The sequence below is a fragment of the Acuticoccus kandeliae genome (genome assembly GCF_003073115.1).
On sequence record NZ_QBBV01000003.1, the window covers coordinates 365,150 to 392,002 of the forward strand.

25 protein-coding genes are annotated in these 26,853 nt (G+C 69.2%); 10 read left to right on the forward strand and 15 right to left on the reverse strand.

The features are described 5' to 3' along the window. Window positions 1-87: 87 nt before the first annotated feature. On the forward strand, window positions 88-483 hold the full coding sequence (locus tag DBV35_RS20900) for a hypothetical protein (protein ID WP_108662315.1): 396 nt from the start codon (window positions 88-90) through the stop codon (window positions 481-483). Window positions 484-634: 151 nt separating this feature from the next. Here the strand turns inward: DBV35_RS20900 and DBV35_RS20905 are convergent, their stop codons facing one another. Both DBV35_RS20905 and DBV35_RS20910 read right to left on the reverse strand, forming a co-directional pair. Next, the gene (locus tag DBV35_RS20905) at window positions 635-1,816 is read right to left on the reverse strand and encodes a glycoside hydrolase domain-containing protein (protein ID WP_108662316.1); all 1,182 of its coding nucleotides are present in this window, start codon (window positions 1,814-1,816) and stop codon (window positions 635-637) included. A 149-nt stretch (window positions 1,817-1,965) separates the two neighbouring features. Next, window positions 1,966-3,213, reverse strand: coding sequence for a calcium-binding protein (locus tag DBV35_RS20910; RefSeq protein WP_170135004.1), 1,248 nt, complete (start codon window positions 3,211-3,213; stop codon window positions 1,966-1,968). A 564-nt stretch (window positions 3,214-3,777) separates the two neighbouring features. Here DBV35_RS20910 and DBV35_RS20915 point away from each other — a divergent pair. The 4 genes from DBV35_RS20915 to DBV35_RS20930 all read left to right on the forward strand — a co-directional run bounded on the left by DBV35_RS20915 (window position 3,778) and on the right by DBV35_RS20930 (window position 6,395). Next, window positions 3,778-4,125, forward strand: a complete 348-nt coding sequence (locus DBV35_RS20915) for a hypothetical protein (RefSeq protein WP_108662318.1) — start codon at window positions 3,778-3,780, stop codon at window positions 4,123-4,125. 245 nt (window positions 4,126-4,370) lie between these two features. Then, window positions 4,371-4,979 (forward strand): 2-hydroxychromene-2-carboxylate isomerase, encoded by a 609-nt coding sequence (locus DBV35_RS20920; protein ID WP_108662319.1) that lies wholly within the window; start codon window positions 4,371-4,373, stop codon window positions 4,977-4,979. Window positions 4,980-5,605: 626 nt separating this feature from the next. Further along, window positions 5,606-6,070 carry an SRPBCC family protein gene (locus DBV35_RS20925; protein ID WP_108662320.1) on the forward strand — a complete coding sequence of 155 codons (465 nt, stop codon included), beginning with the start codon at window positions 5,606-5,608 and terminating at the stop codon, window positions 6,068-6,070. A 16-nt stretch (window positions 6,071-6,086) separates the two neighbouring features. Further along, window positions 6,087-6,395 carry an ArsR/SmtB family transcription factor gene (locus DBV35_RS20930; protein WP_108662779.1) on the forward strand — a complete coding sequence of 103 codons (309 nt, stop codon included), beginning with the start codon at window positions 6,087-6,089 and terminating at the stop codon, window positions 6,393-6,395. A 524-nt stretch (window positions 6,396-6,919) separates the two neighbouring features. On the opposite strand, the gene cysN is transcribed toward DBV35_RS20930, so the two are convergent. From cysN to DBV35_RS20980, 9 genes are all read right to left on the reverse strand, one after another. Next, window positions 6,920-8,821: a sulfate adenylyltransferase subunit CysN gene (gene cysN / locus DBV35_RS20940; protein WP_108662322.1), complete on the reverse strand. Its 1,902-nt coding sequence runs from the start codon at window positions 8,819-8,821 to the stop codon at window positions 6,920-6,922. Continuing rightward, entirely contained in the window at window positions 8,821-9,726 is a 906-nt protein-coding gene (gene cysD / locus DBV35_RS20945; protein ID WP_108662323.1) for a sulfate adenylyltransferase subunit CysD, read from the reverse strand. Before cysD ends, cysN begins: the two co-directional genes overlap by 1 nt. A gap of 208 nt (window positions 9,727-9,934) precedes the next feature. Continuing rightward, complete coding sequence (cysQ, locus tag DBV35_RS20950) at window positions 9,935-10,747, reverse strand: 3'(2'),5'-bisphosphate nucleotidase CysQ (RefSeq protein WP_108662324.1); 813 nt, start codon at window positions 10,745-10,747, stop codon at window positions 9,935-9,937. Between the two features lie 105 nt (window positions 10,748-10,852). Next, window positions 10,853-11,065 carry a hypothetical protein gene (locus DBV35_RS20955; protein WP_108662325.1) on the reverse strand — a complete coding sequence of 71 codons (213 nt, stop codon included), beginning with the start codon at window positions 11,063-11,065 and terminating at the stop codon, window positions 10,853-10,855. Window positions 11,066-11,130: 65 nt separating this feature from the next. After that, complete coding sequence (locus tag DBV35_RS20960; protein WP_108662326.1) at window positions 11,131-11,889, reverse strand: sulfite exporter TauE/SafE family protein; 759 nt, start codon at window positions 11,887-11,889, stop codon at window positions 11,131-11,133. Between the two features lie 64 nt (window positions 11,890-11,953). Beyond that, window positions 11,954-13,279, reverse strand: a complete 1,326-nt coding sequence (locus tag DBV35_RS20965) for an amidase (RefSeq protein ID WP_108662327.1) — start codon at window positions 13,277-13,279, stop codon at window positions 11,954-11,956. After that, a complete protein-coding gene (locus DBV35_RS20970; RefSeq protein WP_108662328.1) occupies window positions 13,280-14,704 on the reverse strand; it encodes a TRAP transporter large permease in 1,425 nt (474 codons plus the stop codon). Then, a complete protein-coding gene (locus DBV35_RS20975) occupies window positions 14,701-15,336 on the reverse strand; it encodes a TRAP transporter small permease subunit (protein ID WP_108662780.1) in 636 nt (211 codons plus the stop codon). The genes DBV35_RS20970 and DBV35_RS20975 overlap by 4 nt, the downstream gene beginning before the upstream one ends. Before the next feature lie 450 nt (window positions 15,337-15,786). Further along, window positions 15,787-16,905, reverse strand: a complete 1,119-nt coding sequence (locus DBV35_RS20980) for a TRAP transporter substrate-binding protein (protein ID WP_108662329.1) — start codon at window positions 16,903-16,905, stop codon at window positions 15,787-15,789. 234 nt (window positions 16,906-17,139) lie between these two features. Between DBV35_RS20980 and DBV35_RS20985 the strand changes: the two genes are divergently transcribed. The 3 genes from DBV35_RS20985 to DBV35_RS20995 all read left to right on the forward strand — a co-directional run bounded on the left by DBV35_RS20985 (window position 17,140) and on the right by DBV35_RS20995 (window position 20,999). Then, window positions 17,140-17,664, forward strand: a complete 525-nt coding sequence (locus DBV35_RS20985; protein WP_117434491.1) for a FecR domain-containing protein — start codon at window positions 17,140-17,142, stop codon at window positions 17,662-17,664. After that, window positions 17,661-19,520 (forward strand): CHASE2 domain-containing protein, encoded by a 1,860-nt coding sequence (locus tag DBV35_RS20990; RefSeq protein WP_170135005.1) that lies wholly within the window; start codon window positions 17,661-17,663, stop codon window positions 19,518-19,520. Before DBV35_RS20985 ends, DBV35_RS20990 begins: the two co-directional genes overlap by 4 nt. 369 nt (window positions 19,521-19,889) lie before the next feature. Beyond that, window positions 19,890-20,999 carry a histidine kinase dimerization/phosphoacceptor domain -containing protein gene (locus DBV35_RS20995; RefSeq protein ID WP_170135006.1) on the forward strand — a complete coding sequence of 370 codons (1,110 nt, stop codon included), beginning with the start codon at window positions 19,890-19,892 and terminating at the stop codon, window positions 20,997-20,999. On the opposite strand, the gene DBV35_RS21000 is transcribed toward DBV35_RS20995, so the two are convergent. Next, the gene (locus tag DBV35_RS21000) at window positions 20,965-21,726 is read right to left on the reverse strand and encodes an SDR family oxidoreductase (RefSeq protein WP_108662333.1); all 762 of its coding nucleotides are present in this window, start codon (window positions 21,724-21,726) and stop codon (window positions 20,965-20,967) included. The two genes, DBV35_RS20995 and DBV35_RS21000, sit on opposite strands and share 35 nt — an antisense overlap. A 263-nt stretch (window positions 21,727-21,989) precedes the next feature. Between DBV35_RS21000 and ada the strand changes: the two genes are divergently transcribed. Beyond that, entirely contained in the window at window positions 21,990-23,087 is a 1,098-nt protein-coding gene (ada, locus tag DBV35_RS21005) for a bifunctional DNA-binding transcriptional regulator/O6-methylguanine-DNA methyltransferase Ada (protein ID WP_108662334.1), read from the forward strand. Continuing rightward, complete coding sequence (locus DBV35_RS21010; protein WP_108662335.1) at window positions 23,080-23,772, forward strand: 2OG-Fe(II) oxygenase; 693 nt, start codon at window positions 23,080-23,082, stop codon at window positions 23,770-23,772. The genes ada and DBV35_RS21010 overlap by 8 nt, the downstream gene beginning before the upstream one ends. A gap of 18 nt (window positions 23,773-23,790) precedes the next feature. Here DBV35_RS21010 and DBV35_RS21015 read toward each other — a convergent pair whose 3' ends face one another. The 3 genes from DBV35_RS21015 to ilvA are packed head-to-tail and all read right to left on the reverse strand — an operon-like array spanning window position 23,791 to window position 26,826. After that, window positions 23,791-24,522 carry a pyridoxine 5'-phosphate synthase gene (locus tag DBV35_RS21015; RefSeq protein WP_211100033.1) on the reverse strand — a complete coding sequence of 244 codons (732 nt, stop codon included), beginning with the start codon at window positions 24,520-24,522 and terminating at the stop codon, window positions 23,791-23,793. Next, the gene (gene pdxA / locus DBV35_RS21020) at window positions 24,516-25,529 is read right to left on the reverse strand and encodes a 4-hydroxythreonine-4-phosphate dehydrogenase PdxA (RefSeq protein WP_108662337.1); all 1,014 of its coding nucleotides are present in this window, start codon (window positions 25,527-25,529) and stop codon (window positions 24,516-24,518) included. The genes DBV35_RS21015 and pdxA overlap by 7 nt, the downstream gene beginning before the upstream one ends. Before the next feature lie 10 nt (window positions 25,530-25,539). After that, a complete protein-coding gene (ilvA, locus tag DBV35_RS21025) occupies window positions 25,540-26,826 on the reverse strand; it encodes a threonine ammonia-lyase IlvA (protein ID WP_108662338.1) in 1,287 nt (428 codons plus the stop codon). Window positions 26,827-26,853: the final 27 nt, after the last annotated feature.

The window sequence follows — 26,853 nt, forward strand, 5'->3', positions numbered from 1 at the left end:
GCGAAATGCAGCTTTAGATTGTGTATCGCGCGCGATTCTGGCATTCTCCCTCCCAATGGGCGCGCAAAGACGCCAACCGAGGGGGAGATGATCGTGACCCTACGCGTGTCTTCGTCGTTCGAGTTCATCCGCAAGGCGGCGATCGCCCGCCGCTGCCTCGCCTATCAGGAGCTGGTCGATGCGAACGGCCATCGCTGGAGCGAGGGGGTCTGGCTCCAGCTCGCCGCCCACATGGAGGAGCTGGTCTGGTTCAGCCATCGCCGCTCGCTGCCGATGCTGACCGCGATCGTCCTCCCGGCCGAGACGCTCCGCCACCAGACGCTGACGATGGTGGCGCTGCGCGATTTCGAAGCCGCGGCCCGCCAGATCGGCCACCGCTTCGAGAGCGGCTGGGCCTTCCACCGCCAGCAGAAGGGCCTCGTCTTCGAGTGGGGCCTGCGCGGCGCCCCGTGCGACGGGCGGCCGGCGCACAGCGCGGCCTGACGGGCGCGGGGCGTGGGGATGGGTGTGGTGAGGCTGCGGGGGCCGCCTGTGGTGTGCCCCGGCCTTCGGATCGGCGGGAGCGGGGCCGGGCGGGTCCGGCGCCGCTTTGGTCGTCGCGGGGCGATGGCCGCCCTTCGCCCGGCCGCCCGGATTACGGGCAGCGGGCGCCGCGGCGGGAGGCGGAGGAGTGGATCCACTCGGGCTTGCGGTCGAAGCTCGGGGTGAGGTTCGAGGCGGCGGTCCATCCGTCGAAGGTGCCGTCATCGTCATAGTCGACCTCGACCATGTCGCCCGCGCGGCGGCCGATGCGGGCGGCGTTCGCGTAGTCGACGGTGTCGGCCTGGCGGACCGTGCGCCCGCCCTGGCAGCGCGAGCCCTTGCTGATGAGGTCGTCCGGGGCGGAGCGGGCGGTGCGCCGGATGCGGGCATCGCCGTCGCAGGAGAAGCGGCGCGCGGCGTGGACGGCGCGCACCCGGTCGGGGTGGAGCCGCACGGGCGTTTGGTTCGTCCAGAAGCCGAGATCGGCGGTCGCATAGCGCGCGTTCTGGACGTTGGTGTCGAGCGGCAGGCCGCGCCGGCACTGGCCGGGCGAGCCGGTGAACCATTCAAGGTTCACCCCGCTCTGGAAAAGCTGCCAGCGGCCGGTGTTGTGGAAAGCGCTGGAGCCCGGATAGGCGCGCGAGGCCGACAGCCAGGTGTGCTGGATGAGCTTTTCGGCGAGGAGCACGTCGAGCGCGTCGCCGTTGCCATAGGCGCCGAGATTGTAGCCGCCGCGCTCCACGATGCGCTTCACGGTGCGGAAATATTCGACCATCGCGCCGCGCGTGGAGCTGTCGTTCCGGTTGAAGGCGATGTCGACGCCGAAATAGATCGCCGAGCCGCGCGGCTGGCCGAGGGCGCGCGCCTGCTCGACGGCGGCGTTGGCGTCAAGCTCGGCCTCGGCCGCGGGGCTGCGCTCGCGCGAGGTGGGGCGGCAATTGCCATCCGGCAGGGGTTTCCCGTTGCGGTCCTTGCCGTGGAATTTGAACTTGGAGTCGTTGTTGTACTGGTAGATCGACAGGATCCCCATCCCGGCGCGCAGGATCTGGACGACCTCGCTGTTGCCGTCCTTGATGGTGCCCTGGTCGATGAGGCGCTTCTCGGGGATGTGCCGCTCGGGCTGAGGGCAGCGGGCGAGATAGCGGCCGATGATGAGGATGCCGGCGCCCTTCAGGTCATCGATATAGGGCCGCGTGTCCCAGGCGGCGTCGATGATGGCGACGCGCGTCTCGGCCGCACGGGCGGGGCCGGTCGCGAGCGTCAGCGCGGTGAGGAGCGCCAGAAAGATACGCATCGGAGCCTCCTGGCCGGCCCGCCCGGGGCCGGTCGCGTTGGAACGGTTGCGGCGGGCGGCGGGTGCCACCGTCGCTGGCGGACGATTGGCGATCCGGACCCCGCCCGTCAACCGGGCGAGGCATCACGTCCGCGCGGGAACGGGGGTGCTCACAGAAAGAGGGCGTCGCCGAGGGGGCCGGTATAGCCCTCGAGGACAAGCGCATCGCCGCCGCCGAAGGTGAGGATCGTGTTCCCATCCGCGACGGTGGCGCGGGCGATGATCTCGTCGAGCGAGAGGTCGATGCCCTTGAGGAGGATGCGGTCGCCCTCGCCGCGCGCGAAGTCGGCGACGGTGTCGACCCCGCCGCCACGCTGCGCGACGAACACATCCGCCCCGTCCCCGCCCTCGAGCGCGTCGCGCCCCCTGCCGCCGGCGAGGAGGTCGTCCCCGCCCTGGCCGAAGAGTCGGTCGCGGCCGTCGCCGCCGAGGAGGGTGTCGTTGCCGGGGGTGGCCTCGTCGCCGCGGGAGGGGTGCGCGTCGCCGTAGATGCGGTCCGCGCCGCCGGCGCCGATGATGCGGTCGTTGCCGGCATCGCCATAGAGGCGATCGGCGCTGCTGCCGCCGATCAGCGTGTCGTTGCCGCCGCCGCCTTCCACCGAATCGGCGCTGCCGGCGCCGTGGGCCTTGTAGAGGTCGTCGCCGTCGGCGAGCCAGACGGTGCCGATCCGGCCGAAATTGTGGATCGTCGCCTCGGCGCGGGCGCTCACGCCGCCGATGTCGCCGTCGGCGAAGTTGACGATCCGCGCCTGGCCCTCGCGCGCCCACACGAAGTCGATCGCGCCGTGATTCTTGACGGTGACATTGCGGGATTCGAATTCGAGCCGGCCATCGAGCTCCGAGCCGGGGGCGCCGATATAGGTGTCGGCGCCCGCCCCGCTGAATTCGACATCGTTCACGATGAGCCCGGCGTTCACGACCGTCTCCGACTGGCCGCCGAGATTGAGCGTGATGCCGTCGAGGTCGGTGTAGGAGCCGTAATTGTTCGTGTAACCGTCGGTCGAGCGGAGCTCGCCGCGATTGACGATGAGGCCGGAAAACTTGCCTTCGGTCCGAATGGCGTTGCTCGGCCGGTAGTAGGACCAGGAAAGCCACGGATCATCTTCCGGACCGGAATAGGCGATCGCGTTCTCGCCGGTAATCGTGCCGGTGTTGCGGATTTCGTAGGGGCCGCTCCGGCGAAGGAGAATGACGTTGTAGCCGCTGATCGTCCCGGCATTGGCGATGACGATCGGGTCGCCCGGCTCGGTGATCTGGATGGCGGGGCCGGAGTCCACGTCGATCGAGCCGGTTTCGAGGATGGTGATGTGCCGGTCGGTCTGCATGATTTCGACGGGCGTATCGATTTCGACGGACATCATTCCTCGCGTTCGATGAATGGCTGCGGCATTGACGGGGAGGCCGTCGCTGCCCTGATGCACGGGGGATAGCCCTTTCGCTGCCCGGATCGCAAGTTGCGGGACGCGGTGCGGGGGCCGGGGCGGCGCGTTGTTGGTCGCGGCCAGCAGCGGGCTTGGCGCCACGCTGGCGGAGGGCGATCGAGTGTCCGGCGATGACGCGCGGGCGTCGACACGCCGGCCCGAAAGGCCGGGGTGCGCCGCCGCTCAGCGCTTCGGGGCATGGCGCCGGAATATCGGCGCGTCGGGCCTTTCTCGTCCTCTTGCCTTGCCGCGGGACGGATCGAGGAGGCGGTCCGCGGCCGGTGTTGGGCGGGTGACGGGGGGCGGTGGTTGAGCGGCGCCGTCTCGGCGGGAATGCGGTCCCACGGGGTGAGGGCCGGGTCGCGTGGGGTCGACGCGTCCTGCGCGTGGAGACCGCCGCACTGCGCTCGCGGCGGCCCGGCCCAGTCTTGGCTAGGGGGGAAGCCGGCGCGCAGGCTTGGGGAAACCGCGAGGGGATGAGGCGCTCGGATATCTTGGAAAGTGTTCCTCGCTTCGGCCGGCCTCCTCGTGGGTCTGTCGGCGGGGACTCTCTGGCTCGACTGGTGGCTCCATCTGCCGCCGCGGATCGGGCGGGGACTGCCGTCGGACCATGTGGCTGCGGACCAAGTGTTTCGGGAGAGGGTTTTGGCGGCCTATCCGTTGCCGGTGGATGCGGATGTCCTATCCGCTCGGCTTCAGGCGGAGGGGTTCGAGGTCGATCGGGCGGGCGGGGTTGCCCGGTTCGAGACCAGCCGATTTCCCTGCCTGTTGATGTGGCGCATCGTGTGGACCGAGTCGGACGGGGCCGTGACGCGGATCGATGCGCGTTACGGGGCGGTGTGCCTGTAGCGGGGACAGCGGCGATCCGGCGATTTGCCGGGGCGCCCGGTGACGCTCGGGTTTTGCGGGAATGCACTGGGATGGTGCGCGCGCCGTCGCCTGCCCCCCACCCGCCGCGTCGCCGCGGCCATTGCGCCGTGCCCGGCGGCGGGCGACAGTCTGGCGGGGCCTTGGGGTGGCGCGAGCCGACGCCGGGGGTTCCGTCACGAGGGCCGGTGGCGCGACAGAGGGCGGCGCCGGGGGCTGGAGGGCGTATGGCGCTGACGTTCTGGTACGATTTTTCTTCTTCCTATTCCTACCTCGCCGCGATGCGGATCGAGGAGAAGGCCGACGCGGAGGGGGTGCCGGTCGAGTGGATGCCCTTCCTGCTCGGGCCGATCTTCGCCGAGGCCGGCTACAACGGCTCGCCCAACCTCGTCTCCGCCGCGAAGGCCGACTACATGTGGGCCGATATCGCGCGGCGCGCGCACCATCGCGGCATCCCTTTCGTGAAGCCCAAGGTGTTTCCGCAGAAGAGCGTCGCGGCGGCGCGCGCGACCCTCGCCCTCTCGCAGCGCGAGCGGCCCGCCTTCAGCCGCGCCGTCTTCACCCAGGAATTCGCCTACGGGCGCGACATCGCGGACCTCAAGGTGCTGGCGGAGGCGGCGAAGGATGCCGGGCTCCACCCCGATTCGGTGCTGGAGGGCGCGACGGACGAGGGCGCGAAGGCCGCGCTCTTCGCCTCGACGGACGCCGCCAAGGCGCTCGGCATCTTCGGCGCGCCGACCTTCGTCACCACCGACGACGTGCTCTTCTGGGGCGACGACCGCCTGATGGACGCGCTCTCTTGGGAGCGGCACGGCTCCCTGCCGGAAGGCGGGTGAAGGGAATGCGCGGCTGAAGGGTTGCGCGCTGAGGCAGACGGTGGGAGCCGCCGGGGAGCCCGGGCGTTATTTGTGACGGATTTATCCGTACCGCCGTCCCCACCGACGGCGCGTTCTTTTGTGGCGATCAGGGACGCGCTCTTGTGTGAGCGGGCAGCCGCCCGCTGTTCGACGGCGGATGAGTGGTTTGTGCCACTCGACGTTTCACCATCGGGGCGAAAGGCGGAAGCCGACAGGCAACTCGGCGGTTTCTTGTGACGGACACGTCGACACCGCCGCGACCACCGACGACGTGCTCTTCTGGGGCACAATTGGCTGACGGACACGCTCTCCTGGGAGCGCCATGGCTCGCTTCCCGATGGCGGATGACGGGAATGAACCACGGAACGCTCCTCGTCGGGGCGGATGGCGGAAGCCGGTAGGCAACTCGCCGGTTCCTTGCGACGGACACATCCCGACCGCCGCCCCCACCACCGACGTGCACTTCCGCGGCGATGACCGGCTGCTGGACGCGCTCTCCTGCGAACGGCACGGCACACCGCCCGAAGGGGTGATGACGACAAGCAACTAATCGGTTGCGTGTCGAGGTGAGTGGCGGTAGACGATAAGCAACTCGGAGGTTGCTTATGACGGACACATCGACGCCGCTCGATATCGAGAAGGAGATCGCGATCGCCGCGCCTGTGGAGCGGGTGTGGCGTGCGCTGACCGACCATGAGGCGTTCGGCACGTGGTTTCGCGTGGCGCTCGACGGGCCGTTTGCGGTTGGGCGCTCCGTGACCGGGAAGATGACCTATCCCGGCTTTGAGGGGTGGCCGTTCGAGGCGACGGTGGTGGCGATGGATGCGCCGACGCGGTTTGTCTTCACCTGGGTGCCGGATTCGGGCGACGAGGCGCCGACGGCGGCGAGCGGGCCGCGCACCACGGTGACCTTCACCTTGCGGCCCTCCGCCGGAGGCACGATCCTGACGGTGCGTGAGGCGGGGTTCGAGCGGCTCGACCCCGCGCGGCGGGTCGGCGCGATGCGCGACAACGAGAAGGGGTGGGAGATCCAGATGCAGAACATCGCGGAGCATGTCGCTGCAGGGTGAGTTTCAGAGCGCGCTCATGAGCCGGGCGCCGGTCTTCGCCGCGCTCGGCGACCCGACCCGCCTCGCCCTCGTCGCCATGCTGAGCGGGGGCGAGGCGCGCTCGATCACGACGCTCGCCGCCGACTCGCACCTCACCCGCCAGGGGGTGACGAAGCATCTGAAGGTGCTGGAGAAGGCCGGGGTGGTGACGAGCCACCGGGAAGGGCGCGAGACGCTCTTCGGCCTGGAGCGGGCGACGCTCGACGATCTCGGCGACCAGCTCGCGGCCGTCTCGCGCCAGTGGGACGACACGCTGGCGAGGCTGAAGCGGTTCGTAGAGGGGTAGGGCCGGACCCAATCAGGTCAGGGCCTGCGCGCCGGCTCGGCATACCGTCGCAGCGTTGCGCGGCCTTGAAAACCGGCCCGGTTTCCTGCGGCCACGCGCCCTGCCGCGGTGAGCTGAGGCCGAGCCCCTCGTGGCCTCGGTCGATGCGCCGAAACGTTTGCTTGCCGGCAAGGCCTACGACAGCGAGCGCTCTCGCCGCTGGCTCAAGTGGCGCAAGATCAAACCGGTTCTCCCCTCCACTGTCCCACGGCGCACGCCCTAACCGCTCGACCGGCGTGCCGATCGCCGCCGCAACGTTGTCGAAGGCATGTTCTGCAAGCTCAGGAACTGGCGTCGCATCGGGACCCGATACGACCGCCATGCCGACAACTGCCTCGCCGGCGTCGCACTCGCCACAATCATCATCGCCTGGGTGAATGAGTCCCCCAACCTGGGCGGCCAACCCGGGTGCTCGCAACGAAAAAGGCCCGCGACGGTGTCGCGGGCCTTCGTGTTTTCAGGGCCGGGGCCGGCGGGCGCGGCGTCTATTCGACGATGCCGCGTTCCTTCAGCGCCGCGACCACCTTTTCGGCGTGCTCCTCGGGGGCGCCGGTGGTGGTGTCGATCTCGAGCTCGGCGCCCTCGGGGGCCTCGTACGGGGAATCGACGCCGGTGAAGTTCTTCAGCTGGCCCGAATCCGCCTTCTTGTAGAGGCCCTTCGGGTCGCGCTGGCGGCACACCTCGATCGGGGTGTCGATGTAGACCTCCAGGAACTCACCCTCGGCCACGAGATCGCGCGCCATGCGCCGCTCGGAGCGGAAGGGGGAGATGAAGGACACCAGCACGATGAGGCCCGCATCCACGAAGAGCTTCGCCGTCTCCGCGACGCGGCGGATGTTCTCCACGCGGTCCGCGTCGGTGAAGCCGAGATCGCGGTTGAGGCCGTGGCGGACATTGTCGCCGTCGAGGATGTAGGTGTGGCGGCCCTGCGCGTTGAGGCGCTTCTCGACGAGGTTCGCGATCGTCGACTTGCCGGACCCCGACAGACCCGTGAACCACAGGATGGCGGGCTTCTGGCCCTTCATCGCGGCGCGGGTCTCCTTGGAGACGTCGAGCGCCTGCCAGTGGATGTTGGTGGCGCGGCGCAGCGCGAACCAGACCATGCCGGCGCCGACCGTGGCGTTGGTCAGGCGGTCGACGAGGATGAAGGCGCCGGTCTCGCGGTTCGCCTCGTAGGGGTCGAACGCGATCGGCTCCGACAGCGAGACGTTGCAGAAGCCGACCTCGTTGAGGCCGAGTTCCTTGGCGGCGAGATGGTCGAACGTGTTGACGTCGATCCGGTGCTTGATCTCGGTGACGGTCGCCGTGACGGTCCGCGTGCCGATCTTCAGGAGATAGGGGCGGCCCGGAAAGAGCGGCGCCTCGGCCATCCAGACGATGTGGGCGGCGAACTGGTCCGCCACCTCCGGCCGGTGGGACGGGGGAACGAGGATATCGCCGCGCGAGATGTCGATCTCGCGGTCGAGCACGACGGTGACGGCCTCGGAGGCGGAGGCCTCCTCGCGGTCGCCGTCCATGGTGACGAGGCGGGTGATCTTCGCCTCACGGCCGGAGCCGGCGACGACGATCTGGTCGCCACGGCGCACGCGCCCGGACGAGATCGTGCCGGAGAAGCCGCGGAAGTCGAGATTGGGGCGGTTCACCCACTGCACGGGCATACGGAAGGGACGGTCCTCGAGGTCGGACTGGACCTCGATCTCTTCCAGGTGCTCGAGCAGGGTGGGGCCGGAATACCAGGGCGTGCGCTCGGACTTCGTGACGACATTGTCGCCATAGCGGGCCGAGATCGGCACCGCCTCGAAGGTGTCGAAGTCGAACGAGCGGGCGAACGTCCCGAAGTCCCGCTTGATCGCGTCGAAGCGGCCCTGGTCGAAGTTCACGAGGTCGATCTTGTTGACCGCGAGGACGACGTGACGGATGCCGAGGAGGGAGACGAGGAAGGCGTGCCGCTTCGTCTGGACCTGGATGCCGTTGCGCGCGTCGATCAGGAGGACGGCGAGGTCGGCGGTGGAGGCGCCGGTCGCCATGTTGCGCGTGTACTGCTCGTGGCCGGGCGTGTCGGCGACGATGAACTTGCGCTTGTCCGTCGTGAAGAAGCGGTAGGCGACGTCGATCGTGATGCCCTGCTGGCGCTCGGCCTCGAGGCCATCGACGAGGAGGGCGAGGTCGATGTCCTCGCCGGTCGTGCCGTGGCGGCGCGAGTCGCGCTCGACCTGGGCGAGCTGGTCCTCGAAGATCAGCTTCGTCTCGAAGAGGAGGCGGCCGATGAGGGTGGACTTCCCGTCGTCGACCGAGCCGCAGGTGATGAAGCGCAGGAAGGACTTCTTTTCTTGGCTCGACAGATAGTCGGCAAAGGCTTCCGGGGAGAAGGATTCAGCGACAGACATCAGAAATAACCCTCGCGCTTCTTCTTCTCCATGGAGGCGGCCTCGTCATGGTCGATGAGGCGGCCCGACCGCTCGGACGTGCGGGCGATCAGCATTTCGGCGACGATCTCGGGCAGCGACGCGGCCGGGCTCTCGACGGCGCCGGTGAGCGGGTAGCAGCCGAGGGTGCGGAAGCGGACCATCTTCATCTGCGGCGTCTCGCCGTTCAGCGGGAAGCGGTCGTCGTCGACCATCAGGAGCTGGCCGTCGCGCTCCATGACCGGGCGCTCCTTGGCGAAGTAGAGCGGCACGATCTCGATGTCTTCCATCATGATGTATTGCCAGATGTCGAGCTCGGTCCAGTTCGACAGCGGGAAGACGCGGATGGATTCGCCCTTGGCGACGCGGCAATTGTAGAGGTGCCACAGCTCGGGGCGCTGGTTCTTCGGGTCCCAGCCGTGATTGGCGGTGCGGAAGGAGAAGACGCGCTCCTTGGCGCGGGACTTCTCCTCGTCGCGGCGGGCGCCGCCGAAGGCCGCGTCGAAGCCGTACTTGGTGAGGGCCTGCTTCAGCGCGTCGGTCTTCATGACCTGCGTGTGGTAGGACGAGCCGTGCGTGAAGGGGCCGACGCCGTCCTTCACACCTTCTTCGTTGGTGTACACGATGAGGTCGAGGCCGAGCTCCTTCACCTTGCGGTCGCGGAACTCGATCATCTCCCGGAACTTCCACGTCGTGTCGACGTGCATGAGCGGGAAGGGCGGCTTCGACGGGTAGAACGCCTTCATCGCGAGATGGAGCATGACGGCGGAGTCTTTGCCGATCGAATAGAGCATCACCGGGTTGCGGAACTCGGCGGCAACCTCGCGGATGATGTGAATCGACTCGTCTTCGAGCCGTTTCAGGTGCGAGCCGCGATCGACGGCCATAACGCTCTCCTACTGTCCATGTCGGGTCCCGCCGGGTGCGGCCGGAACATCCGGGCACGGGATCGGGGCCGTCGGTCTGTGCGCGCGGGTGCGCGACGGGCGGTTCGGTCTGGTTCAGGCGACCGATGTTGGTTCAGGCGGCCGCGATATCAACGGCTGCCGGCGAATGTCGGACGGAAATCGTCGCGTGCGCGTCCGTCCGTCGGTGTCAGCTCGCGGCGGGGGCGACGACCGCGAAGGGGTCGAAGGCCGCGGCGGCGATGAAATAGGGGTTGGCGTAGGCGCCCGAGGGGTGGTCGGCCTTGCCGTAGAGGAACGGGGTCCCGTCCATGTTGGAGACGCTGCCGCCGGCGGCGGAGAGGACGGCGTGGCCGGCGGCCGTGTCCCACTCCATGGTCCGCCCGAGGCGGGGATAGAGGTCGGCCTCGCCCTCGGCGAGGCGGCAGAATTTCAGCGAGGAGCCGGAGGAGACGAAGCTCTCCACGTCGAACCGGTCGATGAAGGCCTTCGTCTCGTCCGTGAGGTGGGACTTCGAGGCGACGACGCGGAGCGGGCCGGACGGGGTCGCGACGGCGATCGCGGTCTTCCCGGTGACGGCGCCGTCGACGAGGGTGGCCTTCCACGCGCCCGTCTCGTCCCCTGCATAGAGGAGGCCGAGCGCGGGGGCGAGGACGACGCCGGCGACGGGACGGCCGTTCGAAATGCGCGCGATGTTGACGGTGAACTCGCCGCTGCCGGTGACGAACTCCTTCGTCCCGTCGAGCGGGTCGACGAGGTAGAACTCTTCCGCGACGTCCGGAATGCGGCCGGCGGCGACGGATTCCTCGGCGATGACGGCGGTGATGCCCTTCTGCGCAAGGCGCTTCAGGATGATGGCCTCGGCCGCCTCGTCCGCAGCGGTCACCGGCGAGCCGTCCTCCTTCGCGCGGGCGGTGGTTCCGGCCGGGTCGTAGAAGGGAAGTATCGCGGCGCCAGCTTCGATCGCGATGCTGACGAGATCGTCGAGAGAAGGGTGAATCATCGGGCACGCTCCAACATCGGGCTGCCCTAAACTATGGATTGCTGCGGCGCAATGGGGGGACGGCGACCCGGTAATATGACAGCTATCGGACGGCGGGTCCGGCGGTCAGAGGGGCGGGGCGCCGCGGGTCGACCCTGCGCCCTCGGTCGGACGGCGCACCACGAACGGGCGGATCCAGAAATCGTAGACCGCGAGCGCGACGGCGATGCCGATCACGATCAAAAGGTCCGTTTCGGGGACGAACGAGGCGATGACGCCGACGAACGCGATAAATCCTGCCAGGCCGATGATGGAGAGGATCCAGTCAAGTGGGCCCATGGGCGCCTCCTTTGCTGATTGACTTTACTCAATTGCCCCTGCGGTGGAAAGGCGCACAGGACATATCAGCCCATCACCCCGCGACGGACGAGGTTGAGCCCGGCGAGGACGAGGACGGCGAGGGTGGCCTTGCGGAACTTCTCCTGGTCGAGCCGGTCGGCGACCTGGAAGCCGATGAAGATGCCGATCATCGACGGCACGATGAAGAGGGTGGAGAAGAGCGCCATGTCGCGCGTCAGCACGCCTGAGTTGATGTGCGCGAGGAGGAGGGTGATGGAGGCGAAGCCGTAGACCATGCCCTGGACGCGCATCTGCTCGCGCTTCGGCGTCTCGAGCGCGGTGAGGTAGAGCGCGGTCGGCGGGCCCCAGACGCCGGAGAGGCCGCCGACGAAGCCGGCGAAGCCGCCGAACCCGAACTCGGCGAAGATGCGCTGGCGCGGCGAGATGGTGAAGCGCAGCCCGGCAAGCTGGGCGATGGCGAAGAGCGTCACCGGCAGGCCGATGATGAGATAGAGCATCTGGCTCGGCAGGCGCGTGACGAGCTGGGCGCTGAGCGCGATCATCACGACGATGATGACGATATAGCGCCAATGGTGCGAGGCGGAGCGGAGCGCCGCGCCGCCGCCGTGGCGGAAGGCCTGCACGGCGTTGGTGAGCACGGTCGGGATGATGAGGGCGGCGAGCGCGACCTCCGGGGCCACGACCGAGCCGAGGCCGGAGATCATCACCATCGGCATCGCGAAGCCGACGGTGCCTTTGACGAACCCCGCGAGCACGGTGACGACGAAGGCGAGAGCCCAAACGAGCGGGGTGAAGTCGGGCACGGGGGCCTCTGTGCTGGGGCGGGAGGCCGGCGGACGGGCCGCCGGCTTTGCGGGACGCGGCGGGTCAGGCCTCGGCGAGGCGCTGCTGGAGCCAGCGCGCGTTGCGGAAGAGGCGCCCGTCCTCGCCCGGGCGGCCGACGACCTGGATGCCGATCGGCAGCCCGTTCGGCCCCTTGGCGACCGGGATCGTGACCGTCGGCGCGCCGACGAAGGTCCACAGCTGGTTGAAGGCGGAGTTGCCGGTGGAGGAGAGGCCCTCCGGCGCTTCGCCGGGCGCTGCGGGGGTGATGATCGCGTCGTAGCGGTCGAACAGGCGGTCGAGGCCCGCGGTGAGGCCGGCCTTCCAGTCGAGCGCGGCGAGATATTCGGTGGCGGTGGTCGCCATCCCTTCGGCGATCGCGTCGCGCATGACCTGGCTGACGCCCTCAGCGTCGCGCTTCAGATAGGGGGCGAGGTTGCGCGCGAAGCCGACCGTCATGATGCGCCGGTGCGTCGCCGCCATGGAGTTGAAGGCGTCCGGCAGGTCGACCATGTCGGCGCGCTCGCCGAGCGTCTCGGCGATCTCGCCGAGGAGGCCTTCGAGGTCCGGCCCGGCGGCGTCGGCGAAGGTGGGGCCGCGCACGATGGCGAACTGGGGCGGCAGCGGCACGGCCGCGCGCGTCGCCGCGAGGAGCTTCGGGCCGGGGGCGGGCCGGGTCCGCGAGTCGGCCGGGTCATGGCCGATGAGGGCGTCGAGGATGAGGGCGGCGTCCTCGAGCGTGGTCGCGAAGACGCCGGCCGTGTCGAACGGCTCGCAGGTGGTGAAGACGCCGTGGAGCGAGACCGCGCCGTGGGTCGGCTTCGCGCCGACGACGCCGCAGAAGGAGGCGGGGCGGATGACGGAGCCGGCCGTCTGCGTGCCGACGGCGAGCGGGATCATCCCGTCCGCGACGGCGGCGGCCGAGCCTTGCGAGGAGCCGCCCGGCGTGTGGGCCGTGTTGTGCGGGTTGCGGGTCGGGCCGGGATTGATGAAGGCGAACTCGGTCGTGACCGTCTTGCCGAGGATCACCGCGCCGGCGGCGCGCAGGCGCGCGACGAGGGTGGCATCGACCTTCGGCTTGCGCCCCCTGTCGAGCGGGGAGCCGTTCTCGGTCGGGTAGTCGGCGGTGTCGATGATGTCCTTGATGCCGACGGGGATGCCGTGGAGCGGGCCGATCGGGCGCCCGGCCTTGCGGTGGCGGTCGAGCGCGTCGGCCTGGGCGCGGACATAGTCCGGGTCGAGGTGGACGAAGGCGTGGATCTCCCCGTCACGCTCGGCGATGCGGGCGAGGCAGGCCTCCACCATGTCGCGCGCGGAGAGGGCGCCGGCGGAGATCCGCTCGGCGAGTTCGACGGCGGAAAGTGCGCTCATTTATTTCCCGTAGACCAGATCCGGCAGCCAGAAGACGATGCCCGGGAAGATGTAGAGGATCCCCATCGTGATGAAAACCATCGCGAGGAAGGGCATGCAGCCGGCGAAGATCTCGGCGAGACGCACGTGGGGTGGCGCTATCCCCTTTAGGTAGTATGCGCTCATTGCCATCGGTGGAGTGAGGAATGAGGTCTGGAGGTTGAGCGCGACGAGGATGCCGAAGAAGAGCGGGTCGATGTTGAACACGACCAGCAGCGGCAGGAAGATCGGCACGAAGATGATGATGATCTCCGACCATTCGAGCGGCCAGCCGAGCAGGAAGATGATGATCTGCGCCATGATGAGGAAGGCGAGGGGCGACAGATCGAGGCTGGTGACGAACGAGGAGACGAGCTGCTCGCCGCCGAGATAGGAAAACACGCTCGCGAAGGTCCACGAGCCGACGAAGAGCCAGCACACCATCGCGGACGTGCGCACGGTGAGGTAGACGCTCTCGCGCAGCCGGTTCCAGGTGAGGGCGCGGTAGGCGACGGCGAGGAGAAGGCCGCCGAGCGCGCCGACGGCGGCGGCTTCGGACGGGGTCGCGAGGCCGAAGAGGATCGCGCCGAGCACGGAGAAGATGAGGACGGCGAGCGGCACGAAGGAGGTGATCATCATGACCACGACCTTGCGGGTGCTGATCCCCTCCATCTTTTCCGGCGGCAGCTTGGGGGCGACGCTCGGATTGAGGATCGCCCGGCCGACGACATAGACGACATAGAGCCCGGCGAGCAGCATGCCCGGCAGCAGCGCGCCGGCATAGAGGCGCACGATCGACACGTTCGAGGTCGCCGCATAGACGATCAGCATGATCGAGGGCGGGATCAGGATGCCGAGCGTGCCGCCCGCGCAGATGACGCCCGAGGCGAAGCTCGTATTGTAGCGCGCGTTCAGCATCGCCGGGAAGGCGAGGAGGCCCATCAGCGTGACGACGGCGCCGACGATGCCCGTCGCGGTCGCGAAGAGGGCGCAGGTGACGAGCGCGGCGACGGCCATCGAGCCCGGAATGCGGCGGGCCGCGATCTGGAGCGTGCCGAAGAGGCGGTCGACGATGTTCGCGCGCTCGACGATGTAGCCCATGAAGAGGAACAGCGGCACGGCGGTCAGCACGTCGTTCGACATGACGCCGTAAGTCTGGTTCACCAACAGGTCGAAGATGCGGTTGTTGAGGAGGCCGCCGAACCATTCCTGCGCGAGCTGGAGGCTTCCCGCGTCGCCGCTCTCCACGAGGCGGTCGAAGACGCGCCATTGGCGGGCCGCGTCGAAGTAGGCGTAGTAGCCGAAGCCCACCGCCATCGCCATCAGCGTGAAGGCGATCGGGAAGCCGAGCATGATGATGATGATGAACGAGCCGAGCATCAACACGGCCACTTGAGGGTCGGTCACCGGTCGTTCTCCTGATTGGCGGACCGGGGGAGGACGACGTCCACTGCCTCCGAGCCGTGCGCGAGGATTTCGCGGTCATGTTCTTCGATGAGCTGCTGTTCGAGCTCTTTGACGTCGGATTCAGAGGCGGGCCAGTCGCCGCGGCGCAGGCACAGGATGCAGCGCATCACCTGGGCGATGCCCTGGATGAGGAGGAGCGTCCCGGCGGCGACGATGATCACCTTGAACTGGAAGATCGGCACGCCCGCGGGGCTCATCACGCTGACTTCGCGGTAGCCGATGGAGCGCGAGGCGTATTTCCAGCCGGCGAAGACGAGGGCGAGGATGCCGGGGAAGAAGAAGATGAAATAGAGGACGAGCTCGACGGCGGCCTGCACGCGGGGCGGCCAGAGGCGATAGAACACGTCCGCGCGCACATGCCCGTCGCGCGAGAGGGTGTAGGCGCCGGCCATCATGAAGAGGGCGCCGTACATCATGTACGAGATGTCGAAGGCCCACGAGGTCGGGGCACGGAAGAAGTAGCGGGCGACGACCTCATAGGCGACGCCGAACGTCATGAGGATAATGCACCAGGCGAATGCGCGGCCGACCCAGGCGGACAATCGGTCGGCGAAGCGGATGTAGGTTTCCATTCCGGCCTTCTGGCTCGTGACGCGATCGGTGCGCACCGGTCGCTCCGGAACGAGCGGAACGGTGCGCCATGAGTGGTGCGGGCGCCCGCTGACGCCGGTCTCCCCGGCGATGAAAACGCCGGCACGAGGCCGGCGTTTTGCAAGGTGCAGTGCAGGTGGGTCTCCCACACTGAGGGCGCTTGATCTGCCCGCGCAGCCTATCGCCGCGAAGACGCTGCCGCACGAGGCGACCAAGTCGTTTGTATCATAGAAGACGAAATTCTAAGGAAGATCAAGTAAAAACCGCATAATAAATGTTACTAATACTTTGGGGTTTGCGCGCGGATACTTGATCCGACGATCTGGATGCTGGCGACGCGAAGGTTTATCGCGGCCAGAACCGTCGGCTGTGTCGTATCGGTGTTTGAAAATGGCCCCGGCCGCTCGGCGGCCGGGGGCCCGATGCTGGCGTTAGAAGGTCAGCTTGTTCGGGAAGTAGTGGTCATAGGCCATCTTATAGTCGGCCTGGTTCTGAAGGATGTAGTAGCCGACCCGGTCGGACCACGCCTTCTGAGACTCCACCACGCGGTTGAAATACTCGTCCTTCGTGAGGTCCTCGAGCACGGTGTCCCAGGAATCGAGCTGGGCATCCATGATCGAATTCGGGGTGCGGTAGATGTTCACGCCCGATTCGTCACGCAGCGAGGCGAGGTCGGCGGAGTAGCGGTCCATGGCGAGGCCGTAATTGGCGGTGGAGGCCGCCTCGGCCGCGTATTCCAGGATCGCCTGCTGTTCGCCCGAGAGGCTGTCGAACAGGCTCTTGTTGAAGATGATCTCGAAGAACTCGGCCGCCTGGTGGTAGGAGGCGAGCATGTAATATTTCGAGACGTCCTGCGCGCCGAACTGCTTGTCGGCGGTGGGGTTGTTGAACTCGAACGCCTCGATGACGCCGCGCTCGAGCGCCGGGACGATTTCGCCGCCGGGGAGCTGGGTCACGGACATGCCGATACCGTTCATGATGTCGGTCGCGAGACCCACCGTGCGGTATTTGAGGCCCTGCATGTCCTCAAGCGAGGTGATCTGCTTCTTGAACCAGCCGAGCGGCTGGGTCGGCATCGGCATCGCGAAGAAGCCGACGAGGTCGAGGCCGAGAATGTCCTCGATCAGCTCGCGATAGAGCTCCTTGCCGCCGCCGAAGTGAATCCAGGCCAGCATCTGCGCGGCGTCCGTGCCGAAGACCGGGCCGGTGCCGAAGAGGGAGGCGGCCTTGTTCTTGCCGTACCAGTAGGCCGTCACGTGGTGCCCGCCATCGAGCACGCCGTCGGCGACGGCATCCTGGAGCTGGAAGGCTTGAACGACGGCGCCAGCGGGCAGAAGGTCGATCCGCAGGCGGCCACCCGACATGGCCTCCACGCGTTCTGCGTATTGCTGGGCCATCTCCTGGAAGATGTTCGAGGCGGTCCAGGCGCTTTGGACTTTGAGTACGGTCGCGTCCTGCGCGCGGACGATGCTCGGCGCGGCGAGGGCGGAGGCGCCGGCCATCGTGGCCGCGCCCGACTGCAGGAAGCGTCGACGGGTGGTTTGCGTCATATTGTTTCCTCCGGCGCGATTCTTCGATCGCTGGAGGTGGATCAATGCAGAAGATGGTGGGCCTAGCAAGGCCTGGTTGTATGCGTGCCAAATGAATGTGCAGTGCTCGGAAAACGATCGCATACAGTGATTGTGATCACAGAAGCGCCGTAAAACGGTTGATTGACATCGTGGTGAAGTGCAGATCAGGCACCATCCGCGATGTAGGATTGGATCTATACGAGGGAGAGCCGCATGATCGGTGTCGACATTCTTGCCAAGCACGTCGGTTCCGCGTTGATAGGCGCGGCTTTGCTGGCCTGCATTCCTGCCGGTGTTGCAAATGCGCAGGCCCCGACTTGCACGGAGCGCAGCCTCACCGACCCGCCGAGGGTTATGTATGATTGTGGCGGCGGCCTGCTCCTCGAGCGCGAGGCTGCCGCGCAGATGGGCTTCCTGACTGCGACATCAGGTGGCGCTGTGGAGGTCTCCGCCGGCGCGGTGCTGGTGGAAGTGGCGCCCACGGAAGGCGGATTCCAGATTCGCACCCCCCACGCGATCGCGTCCGTGCGCGGCACGACCTATGTCGTCGACGTGACGGCGGAGCGGACCTCGGTGTTCGTGGAGGAGGGCGTCGTCGAGGTGACGGAGATCGGCGGCGGGCCGGCCGTGACGCTCAATCCGGGCGACGGGGTCGACGTGACGCCGGGCGCGCCGCTCACGGTGCGGGAATGGGGAGCGGCGCGCGTCACCGCTCTGATGGCGCGATTCGGCCGGTGAGGCTGCGGGCGCCGTTCTGGATCGCGGCAGGCGGAGCGCTCGCGGCGCTCGCCTGGGCGGCGGCCGTCGCGCTGCCTCACATGGAGGCGCGGCGGGGATTTGCGGACGGGCTCGAGGCGACGCTCGTCGACCTGCGCCTGCGCCTTTCCGGCCCTCAGGGGGCGGCGGGGGACGTGGTCGTCGTCGGCGTCGACGACGAGACGCTCGCGATGGAGGGGGCGGGCTATCCGCTGCCGCGAGGGCGGCTCGGCGAGCTCGTCGAGCAGGTCGGCGCGGCGGGGGCGAAGGCCATCGCGCTCGACGTGCTCCTCCTCGATGGCGGCGAGACGGCGGGGGACAAGGCGCTCGCGGCCGCGCTCGGCCGGGTGCCGACGGTGATCGCGGCGGCGGCGCGGTTCGACGGGGCGGCCGGCGCGGTGCCGCGCGCGACGACGACCTTGTGGCCGGCGCCCGCCTTCGCCGAGGCGGCGCGGACGGGGGTCGTGAACGTCGCGACGGCGGCGACCGGGACGCCGCGCCACCTGCCGATGCTGGTGCTGACGGACCGCGGGCCACAGGCGCACCTCGCGCTGCGCGCGGCGGCGGCCTATCTCGGCGTCGAGCCGGAGATGGGGCTGGGGGCGGTGCGGCTCGGGGTGCTGAGCGTGCCGCTCGATGCCGGCTACTATATGCCATTGCGCGTTCACGGGCCGACGGCGACGCTGCCGACCGTTTCGGCCCGCGACGTGCTGACGGGCGCCGCGGGCGATCGCCTCGCGGGCAAGCTCGCGGTGATCGGTTTCACCGCCTCGGCCGTCGGCGACACCTTCTCGACACCCTACGACCCGGTGACGCCGGGGGTGGAGATCCTCGCGGGCGGAATGCTGCAACTCGTCGGCGGGCCGGGCCTGTCGCGCACCGACTTCCTGCGCCGCACAGATGCGGCGATGGCGGCGGCGCTGGCGCTCGGCGGCGCCGTGGCGATCGCGCTCCTGCCGCTCGGCGTCGGGCTGACGCTCGCGGCGGGGGTGCTGCTCGTATGGGCGGCGGTGATCGTCTTCCTGTTCGGGGAGGGGGTGTGGCTGAACCTTGCGATCCCCCTGGTGGTGTGCGTGCCGCTATTCCTGGTGGTCGGCGGAGCGCGTTATCTCCATGAGCGGCGGGTCTCGCGGCGGGCGCAGTCGAGCGTCGTTGCGCTGAGCCGCTTCCATTCGCCGGCGCTCGCGAAGCGCCTGTCGGAGGATCCGGCCTATCTCGACGTGCCGAAGACGGAGACGCTCGCGATCCTGTTCGTGGACCTCGCATCCTTCACGACGCTCTCGGAGAGCATCGGGCTGGAAGCGACGCAGCGGATGCTGAAGGGCTTCCATTCGGCGGTCGCCGATGTCGTCAGCGCGCACGGCGGGGTGACGCTCAATTATCTCGGCGACGGGGCGCTCGCGGCGTTCGGGATGCCCGATCCTGGGATGCACGACGCCGACAATGCGCTGAAGGCGGCGCATGCGCTGGTGGCGGCGACGCGGGCGCTGCCCTCGCCCGCGCCGGGTGCCCCGCCGCTCGACGCGCGCGTCGGCGTGCATCTCGACCCGGTGGTCCTGTCGCGCCTCGGCCATGCTGAGCACCAGCAGCTCACCGTGACGGGGGACGGGGTGAACCTCGCCGCGCGGCTGATGGAGGTCGCGAAGGGGGCGGGCGCGAACATCGCCGCCTCGTCCCACGTGATGGAGCGGCTGACGGGGCCGGCCGACCCCTGGCCCGACTCGGTGATCAACGTGCCGATCCGCGGGCGCAAGGCGACGATCGACGTCGCGATCTGGGCGGTGAAGCGCAAGGCGCCGGCGGCGGCGCCGCTCGAAGCGGGGGCGGCGGCGTCCTAGGGGCTTGGTTGAAGGCCGGCCGCGCGCAGGCCCGCGCCGGGTCCCATTCGGAAAGAGCCGGGGCGTTCAACGCGTTAAAGAACTTGGGTCATTCACGCGGGTTGTTCATATAGGTTAATGTTCCTCAGTATTCGCCCCGGCGTCGGTGATGGGAAAGGATGTTTTCTTTTGTGTGCGTGCGACAGGATGTCGGTTGTTCTCGCCGCCACGCTGAGGATCGTCAGCCAAAACACATTGTGAATTCAGCTATCGTTTGACGCAGGTCAGTTCATTCCTTTAAGAGTATTTTCCGTATCGCGGGCCTTTCCGCGAGATTGGGAGAGCGCTCACGGAATGGCTGAAGCGCGAAACACAAGCCGCCTCCGGGCCTTGGACGAGCTCAAAGTTCTCGACACCGCGCGCGAGGCCGCCTTCGACTCCATCGTGGAGCTGATCGCGGCGATCTGCGAGGTGCCGGTGGCGCTCGTCAGCTTCGTCGATTCCGACCGCCAGTGGTTCAAGGCCGAGATCGGGGTCGGGCGCAGCGAGACGCCGCTCGAGCAGTCGATCTGCCAATATGCCATCCTGGAAGACGGGGTCGTGGAGATCCGCGACACGCTCGCCGACCCGCGCTCGCTGCACAATCCACTCTGCTACGACGCGCCGAACCTGCGCTTCTATGCGGGCGCGGTTCTCAAGACCGAGGCGGGCGTCCCGGTGGGGACGCTGTGCGTGCTCGACACCAAGCCGCGCACGCTGAACGCCGTGCAGCGCCAGGCGCTGGAGCTGCTCGCGCGGCAGGTGATGAAGGAGCTGGAGCTGCGCAGCGCGCTGGAGCGCCAGTCCGTCCTCCAGCGCGAGATGGACCACCGGGTGAAGAACTCGCTCCAGTCCGTCGCCTCGTTCGTGCGCCTCGAAGGGGCGCGGGCGCGGGAGGAGGAGACGCGGCAGACGCTGTCGAGCGTCGGGCGGCGCATCTCGGCGGTGGCGCTCCTGCACCAGGAGATCTACTCGGCCTCGGTCGGCGACCGGATCGCGCTCGAAAGCTATATGGCCAAGCTCGCGAGCCTCTTCGGCGCGGCGGCGCCGAGCGGCGTCGTCGTGGAGGTGGCGTTCGACCCGGTGCTGGTGAATTCAGCGCAGGCGACCGGCCTCGCGGCGATCGTGAACGAGTTCGTGACGAACGCCTTCAAGCACGCCTTCGGCGAGAATGGCGGCACGGTCTCGATCCGCGGCACGGTCGAGGACGGGGTGGTGCGGATCGCGATGCGCGATGACGGGGTGGGGCTGGAAGCGCTGCCCGAGGTCGCGGGGCTCGGGCTTGCGATCATCGAGGCGTCGGCCGAGCAGATCGGCGCGACGCTCGCGTTCGAGACGGGGGCGCCGGGATTCGGCCTCCGCCTCGCCTTTCCGGTCGGCCCGGCGCGCGTTGCGGCGGAGGCCGCCCCGCTGCCGGAGCCCGCGATCAGACGCAGCGACCTCCATCCACTTCCAGGTTGACGCCGGTCACGAGGCTCGCCTCATCGGAGGCGAGATAGAGCGCGGCGTTGGCGATGTCGGACGGCTTCGACATGCGCCCGAGCGGGATCGTCGCGACGAAGCGGGCGCGGTTCTCTGGCGTGTCGGGCACGCCCATGAAGGTTTCGAGGAGCGCCGTCTCGCCCATCACCGGGGCGATGCCGCACACGCGGATCCGGTCCGGCGCGAGCTCGACCGCCAGCGACTTCGTCAGCGTGTTCACCGCGCCCTTGGTGCCGTTATACCAGGAGAGGCCGGGGCGGGGGCGGATGCCGGCGGTGGAGCCGATATTGATCATCACGCCGCGCCCGATCGAGCGCCAGTGCGGGACGATCGCGTGGGTGAAGTGGAAGATGGACTTCACGTTGATGGCGAAGACCTTGTCGAAGGCGGCTTCGTCGATCTCCATGATGGGCCGGTTCGGGTGGGACCAGCCGGCATTGTTCACGAGGATGTCGATCTCGCCGAAGGCCTCGATGGCCGAGCGCATGGCGGCCTCGACCGAGGGGCCGTCCGTGACGTCGACGGTGATGGCGGTGGCGGCGTTGCCGATGGCGCGCGCGACCTCGGCCGCGCCGTCCGCGTTGATGTCCATCACGGCGACGCGGGCGCCCTCTTCGGCGTAGCGTTCGGCGATGCCGCGGCCGAATCCGGACGCGGCGCCTGTGACGACGGCCGTCTTTCCGGCGAGACGCTGGCTCTCGGGCATGGTGTCCTCCCATTTCTTCTGCGGCCGGTGGGCCGGTTGCCCGGATCCTAGAGCGGCTCTCGCTCTTTTGGAATCAAGAGCGCGAGAAAAAGCCGCTCGACATCAACGGGCTAGCGCGCATGCCGCGCTCGAACGCGCGCGAGGGCTCCGGGCCTGGACGCGGCGGGGGAGGCGCGGAGGGTGTCGCGGTGTTTGACCGCAAGGACCGGATCGCGGCAAATCCGGGAAGACGCCATCTTCCGGCTCGACCAGGGAGATTAGCCATGAGTGCAGCAGTGAAGGCTGAGGCCGTGAGGGACGAGGACGAGGCGCGCTGGGCCGCGCTTGTCGCGCGCGATGCGGAGGCGGATGGGACGTTCGTGTTCGCGGTGGTGACGACGGGGGTCTATTGCCGGCCGAGCTGCGCGGCGCGCCGGCCGCTGCGCAAGAATGTGCGCTTCTACGCGCTCGGCCGCGAGGCGGAGGCGGACGGGTTCCGCCCGTGCAAGCGCTGCCGGCCGACCGAGATGTCGAGCCACCAGAAGGCGGTGCTCGCGGTCGAGGCGGCGTGCCGGGCGATCGAGGCGGCGGACCGACCGCCGACGCTCGACGCGCTGGCCGCGGAGGCGGGGATGAGCGCCTTCCACTTCCACCGCCTCTTCAAGGCCCACACCGGGCTGACGCCGAAGGCCTATGGGGACGCGGCGCGGATGCGGCGGGCGAGCGACGCGCTCGGCGCGGGCGACAATGTCGCCGAGAGCGCGTTCGGGAGCGGCTTCGGGAGCCTGTCGCGCTTCTACGACGCGGCGGCGGAGCGGTTCGGGATGGCGCCGGCCCGGATGCGGGCGGGCGGCGAGGGCGAGGTGATCGTCGTCGCGCAGGGCCCGTCCGCGCTCGGGAGCGTGAGCGTGGGCTTCACGCGGCGCGGGGTGTGCGCGGTGAAGCTGACCGACACCGCGGAGGAGGGGCGCGAGGTGCTCGCGGCGCTCTACCGGCATGCCCTCCTCGTCGATGGCGGGGCGGACTTCGACGGGATGCTCGCGGAGGTGATCGCGGCGGTGGAAGAGCCGCGCCAGGCGGCCGAGCTACCGCTCGACATTCGCGGCACCGCGTTCGAGGAGCGGGTTTGGGGCGCGCTGCGGGCGATCCCGATCGGCACGACCACGACCTATGGCGAGATCGCGGCGGCGCTCGGCCAGCCGACGGCGCACCGGGCGGTGGCGCGGGCGTGCGGGGCGAACAAGATCGCGGTGCTGATCCCGTGCCACCGGGTCATCCGCTCGGACGGGACCCTCGCGGGCTATCGCTGGGGGCTGTCGCGCAAGCGGGCCCTTCTCGCGAAGGAGGCGCGGCCGCTCTTCGAGGAAGCGGCCGATGCGTGAGCGGGTCGCGGCGCTCGACTGGGCGCGGATCGATGCCGAGCTCGACGAGCAGGGCGTGGCGCGCACGGGGCCGATCCTCACGGCCGAGGAGTGCGATGCGGTCGCCGCGCTCTACGAGAGCGAGGCGTTCCGCAGCCGCATCGTGATGGCGCGGCACGGGTTCGGGTCGGGGGAGTACAAATATTTCGCCGCGCCCGTGCCCGATCCCGTGGCGGCGCTGCGGACGGCGGTCTATCCGCACGCGGCGCGGACGGCGAACGATTGGGCCGCGCGGCTCGGGGCGGAGGCTTATCCGGAGACGCTGGAGGCGATGCTCGCGCGCTGCCACGCGGCCGGGCAGACGAAGCCGACGCCGCTCCTCCTGCGCTACGGGGCGGGCGACTATAATTGCCTCCACCAGGACCTTTATGGCGCGGTCGCCTTTCCGCTCCAGCTCGTCGTGCTGCTGAGCGACCCGGCGGGCTTCGAGGGGGGCGAGCTCGTCCTCACCGAGCAGCGGCCGCGGATGCAGTCGCGCGCCGAGGTGGTCACCCTGCGCCAGGGCGAGGGGGCGCTCTTCGCGACCGCCGAGCGGCCGAAGCGGGGGACCAAGGGGGACTATCGCGTCCGGATGCGGCACGGGGTGAGCCGGCTGCGCGCCGGCTCACGGATGACGCTGGGCCTGATCTTCCACGACGCCGCCTGACTGGCAGCGGGCCGGCCGTCAGGCGCGGGCGGCCACCATCAGGCGCTTCATCTCGCGGATGGCGCCGGCGAAGCCGAGCGCGATGGATTCGCCGACGAGGAAGTGGCCGATATTCAGCTCCATGATCGTCGGGATCGCGGCGACGGGCGTCACCGTGTCGAAGGTGAGGCCGTGGCCGGCGTGGCACTCGATGCCGAGCGCGGCGGCGGTCTTCGCCGCGGCGGCGATGCGGGCGAACTCGTGCGCGCGCGCCGCCGGGGCCGCGTCGCAATAGGAGCCGGTGTGGATCTCCACGACGGGCGCGCCGACCTTGTGCGCCGCCTCGACCTGGGAGGGCTCCGGGTCGATGAAGAGGGAGACGCGGATCCCGGCGTCCGTGAGGCGGGCGACGGCGTCGGGAAGGCCGGCGACGCCCATCACGTCGAGCCCGCCCTCGGTCGTGACCTCGGTGCGCTTCTCGGGGACGAGGCAGGCGGCGTGCGGGGCAGTCTCCAGCGCGATGCGGACCATTTCGTCGGTCACGGCCATCTCGAAATTGAGCGGCAGCGGCACCTCGTCCTTGAGGCGGCGGATGTCGGCGTCGCGGATGTGGCGGCGATCCTCGCGCAGGTGCGCGGTGATGCCGTCGGCCCCGGCCTCGGCCGCGATCAGCGCGCCGCGCACCGGGTCGGGGTGCACGCCGCCGCGGGCGTTGCGCAGGGTGGCGATGTGATCGACGTTGACACCGAGGCGAAGGGGGCCGTTCACGATCGGGACCTTTCTTGGCGCCGCGCGGCGAGGTCGGCGGCGAGGTTGCAGGCGGAGATGAGGCTGGCGGCGCGGGCGATGCCGCGCCCGGCGATGTCGAGCGCCGTGCCGTGGTCGGGCGAGGTGCGCACGAAGGGCAGGCCCAGCGTGACGTTGACGCCCTCGTCGAAGGCGAGCGTCTTGATCGGGATGAGCGCCTGGTCGTGGTACATGCACAGCGCCGCGTCGTAGGTCCGGCGGGCGCGTGCGTGGAACATCGTGTCGGCCGAGAGCGGGCCGATGAGGTTCAGCCCCTCGGCGCGCAGGCGGTCGAGGGCGGGGGCGATGAGGTCGATCTCCTGGCGCCCCATGCGGCCGTCCTCCCCGGCGTGCGGGTTGAGGCCGGCGACGGCGATCCGGGGCAGCGCGATGCCGAAATCGCGCACGAGCGCGGCGTGGGTGATCCGCGCCGTCTCCTCGATGGCGGCGGCGGTGAGCGCGGCCGGGACCCGTTCCAGCGCGATGTGGATCGTCACCGGCACGACGCGCAACTCGTCCGAGGCGAGCATCATGACCGTGCGCTCGACACCGGCGAGCGCGGCGAGGAATTCGGTGTGGCCGGGGTGGGGGAAGCCCGCCTCCTGGAGGATGGCCTTGTGGATCGGGTTGGTGACGACGGCGCCCGCCTCGCCGGCGGCGGCGAGCCGCGTCGCGGTCTCGATGCTTTCAAGGACCGCCGGCGCCGTCGCGGCGCGGAGCGTGCCGAGCGCGAGGGGGACGCTCGCGGACAGCGGCAGGACCGGCAGCGCCTCGCCGAAGACGGCGAAGGCGGCGGCCGGGTGGTCGATCACCGCGATCGGGGTCGGGCGGCCGATCGCCTCGGCGAGGGCGGCGAGGCGGGCCGGATCGTCGAGCACGAAGAAGGCCGGGCCGGCGACGTTGAGCTCGTGCCAGGCGGCGAGGGTGATTTCGCCGCCGATGCCGGCCGGCTCACCCATGGTGAGCGCGAGGGGTGCGCGGAGCGAGCGCATCGTCGCCGCGTCAGATGAGGATGCCGGCGACCACGTCGTCGTCGGTGATGTCGCGATAGACGAAGCCGGCCTCGTCGAGACGGGTCTTCAGCGTATCGAAATTGTCCCGCGAGGTCGTCTCGATGCCGAGGAGGATCGAGCCGAAATTGCGCGCCGACTTCTTGAGATACTCGAAGCGGGCGACGTCGTCGTCCGGCCCCAGCATGTCGAGAAATTCGCGCAGCGCGCCGGGGCGCTGCGGCAGGCGCAGGATGAAATATTTCTTCAGACCGGCGGCGCGCAGCGCGCGCTCCTTCACCTCGGGCAGGCGCTCGAAGTCGAAATTGCCGCCGGAGGTGACGCAGACGATCCGCCGCCCGGCGAGCCGCTCGGGCGGGAGGGAGCGCAGAACGTCGATCTGCATCGCGCCGGCGGGCTCCAGGACGATGCCCTCGATGTTCAGCATCTCGAGGATCGACTCGCACAGCCGGTCTTCCGGCACGAGCTGGACCTGCGCCGGGTGCCGGTCCTTCAGGATGTTGAAATTGTTCTCGCCGATGAGGGCGACCGCCGCGCCGTCGACGAAGGTGTTGATGTTCTCGACCTGGACACGGCGGCCGGCCATCAGGCTCTGCTGGAGCGAGGGCGCGCCGGCGGGCTCAACGAAGACGATCTCCGTCTTCGGCGCGAGCGCCTCGCACACCTTCACGACGCCCGCGGCGAGGCCGCCGCCGCCGACCGGCAGGAGGATCATGTCGGGCGGGGTGTCGAGCTGCTCGAGGATCTCGAGGCCGACGCTCGCCTGACCCTCGATGATGTCGAGATGGTCGAAGGGCGGGACGAAGACGGCGCCGGATTCCTGGGCGAACGCGATCGCGGCGCGGTTCGACTGGTCGAACGTGTCGCCGACGAGGCGGATGGAGATGGACGGGCCGCCGAAGGTGCGCGTCTTCTCGATCTTCTGCTTCGGCGTCGTCACCGGCATGAAGACGGTGCCCGTGACGCCGTGATGGGACGCGACGAACGCGAAGCCCTGGGCGTGGTTGCCGGCGGAGGCGCAGACGAAGGTGCGGTCCTTCCCGCCGGTGGCGAGGGCCTTGCGGAAATAGTTCGCCGCCCCGCGCAGCTTGTACGAGCGCACCGGGGTGAGATCTTCCCGCTTGAGGTAAATCTCGGCGTTGTAGCGTTCGGACAGGAAGGCGTTGCGCTGGAGCGGGGTCGGCTCCAGCAGCGTGCGCAGCGCTTCGGCGGCGCGAACGCAACCGTCGACGAATGTCTCGTCGGACGACGCGTCGGTGGGGGCGGTTGCAAGGCTCATGGCGCCTCTCTACAGCGCTTGAGGGGC

Excerpts from the sequence above, each read along its gene's own strand:
- cysQ (WP_108662324.1), bottom strand. The coding sequence starts at position 10,747 with ATGATTCACCCTTCTCTCGACGATCTCGTCAGCATCGCGATCGAAGCT.
- DBV35_RS20930 (WP_108662779.1), top strand. The coding sequence starts at position 6,087 with ATGAGCCGGGCGCCGGTCTTCGCCGCGCTCGGCGACCCGACCCGCCTC.
- cysD (WP_108662323.1), bottom strand. The coding sequence starts at position 9,726 with ATGGCCGTCGATCGCGGCTCGCACCTGAAACGGCTCGAAGACGAGTCG.
- DBV35_RS20910 (WP_170135004.1), bottom strand. The coding sequence starts at position 3,213 with ATGTCCGTCGAAATCGATACGCCCGTCGAAATCATGCAGACCGACCGG.
- DBV35_RS21010 (WP_108662335.1), top strand. The coding sequence starts at position 23,080 with ATGCGTGAGCGGGTCGCGGCGCTCGACTGGGCGCGGATCGATGCCGAG.
- DBV35_RS20925 (WP_108662320.1), top strand. The coding sequence starts at position 5,606 with ATGACGGACACATCGACGCCGCTCGATATCGAGAAGGAGATCGCGATC.
- DBV35_RS20985 (WP_117434491.1), top strand. The coding sequence starts at position 17,140 with ATGATCGGTGTCGACATTCTTGCCAAGCACGTCGGTTCCGCGTTGATA.
- DBV35_RS20975 (WP_108662780.1), bottom strand. The coding sequence starts at position 15,336 with ATGGAAACCTACATCCGCTTCGCCGACCGATTGTCCGCCTGGGTCGGC.
- DBV35_RS20955 (WP_108662325.1), bottom strand. The coding sequence starts at position 11,065 with ATGGGCCCACTTGACTGGATCCTCTCCATCATCGGCCTGGCAGGATTT.
- DBV35_RS20965 (WP_108662327.1), bottom strand. The coding sequence starts at position 13,279 with ATGAGCGCACTTTCCGCCGTCGAACTCGCCGAGCGGATCTCCGCCGGC.
- cysN (WP_108662322.1), bottom strand. The coding sequence starts at position 8,821 with ATGTCTGTCGCTGAATCCTTCTCCCCGGAAGCCTTTGCCGACTATCTG.
- DBV35_RS20920 (WP_108662319.1), top strand. The coding sequence starts at position 4,371 with ATGGCGCTGACGTTCTGGTACGATTTTTCTTCTTCCTATTCCTACCTC.
- ilvA (WP_108662338.1), bottom strand. The coding sequence starts at position 26,826 with ATGAGCCTTGCAACCGCCCCCACCGACGCGTCGTCCGACGAGACATTC.
- DBV35_RS21000 (WP_108662333.1), bottom strand. The coding sequence starts at position 21,726 with ATGCCCGAGAGCCAGCGTCTCGCCGGAAAGACGGCCGTCGTCACAGGC.
- pdxA (WP_108662337.1), bottom strand. The coding sequence starts at position 25,529 with ATGCGCTCGCTCCGCGCACCCCTCGCGCTCACCATGGGTGAGCCGGCC.
- DBV35_RS20980 (WP_108662329.1), bottom strand. The coding sequence starts at position 16,905 with ATGACGCAAACCACCCGTCGACGCTTCCTGCAGTCGGGCGCGGCCACG.
- ada (WP_108662334.1), top strand. The coding sequence starts at position 21,990 with ATGAGTGCAGCAGTGAAGGCTGAGGCCGTGAGGGACGAGGACGAGGCG.
- DBV35_RS20900 (WP_108662315.1), top strand. The coding sequence starts at position 88 with ATGATCGTGACCCTACGCGTGTCTTCGTCGTTCGAGTTCATCCGCAAG.
- DBV35_RS20905 (WP_108662316.1), bottom strand. The coding sequence starts at position 1,816 with ATGCGTATCTTTCTGGCGCTCCTCACCGCGCTGACGCTCGCGACCGGC.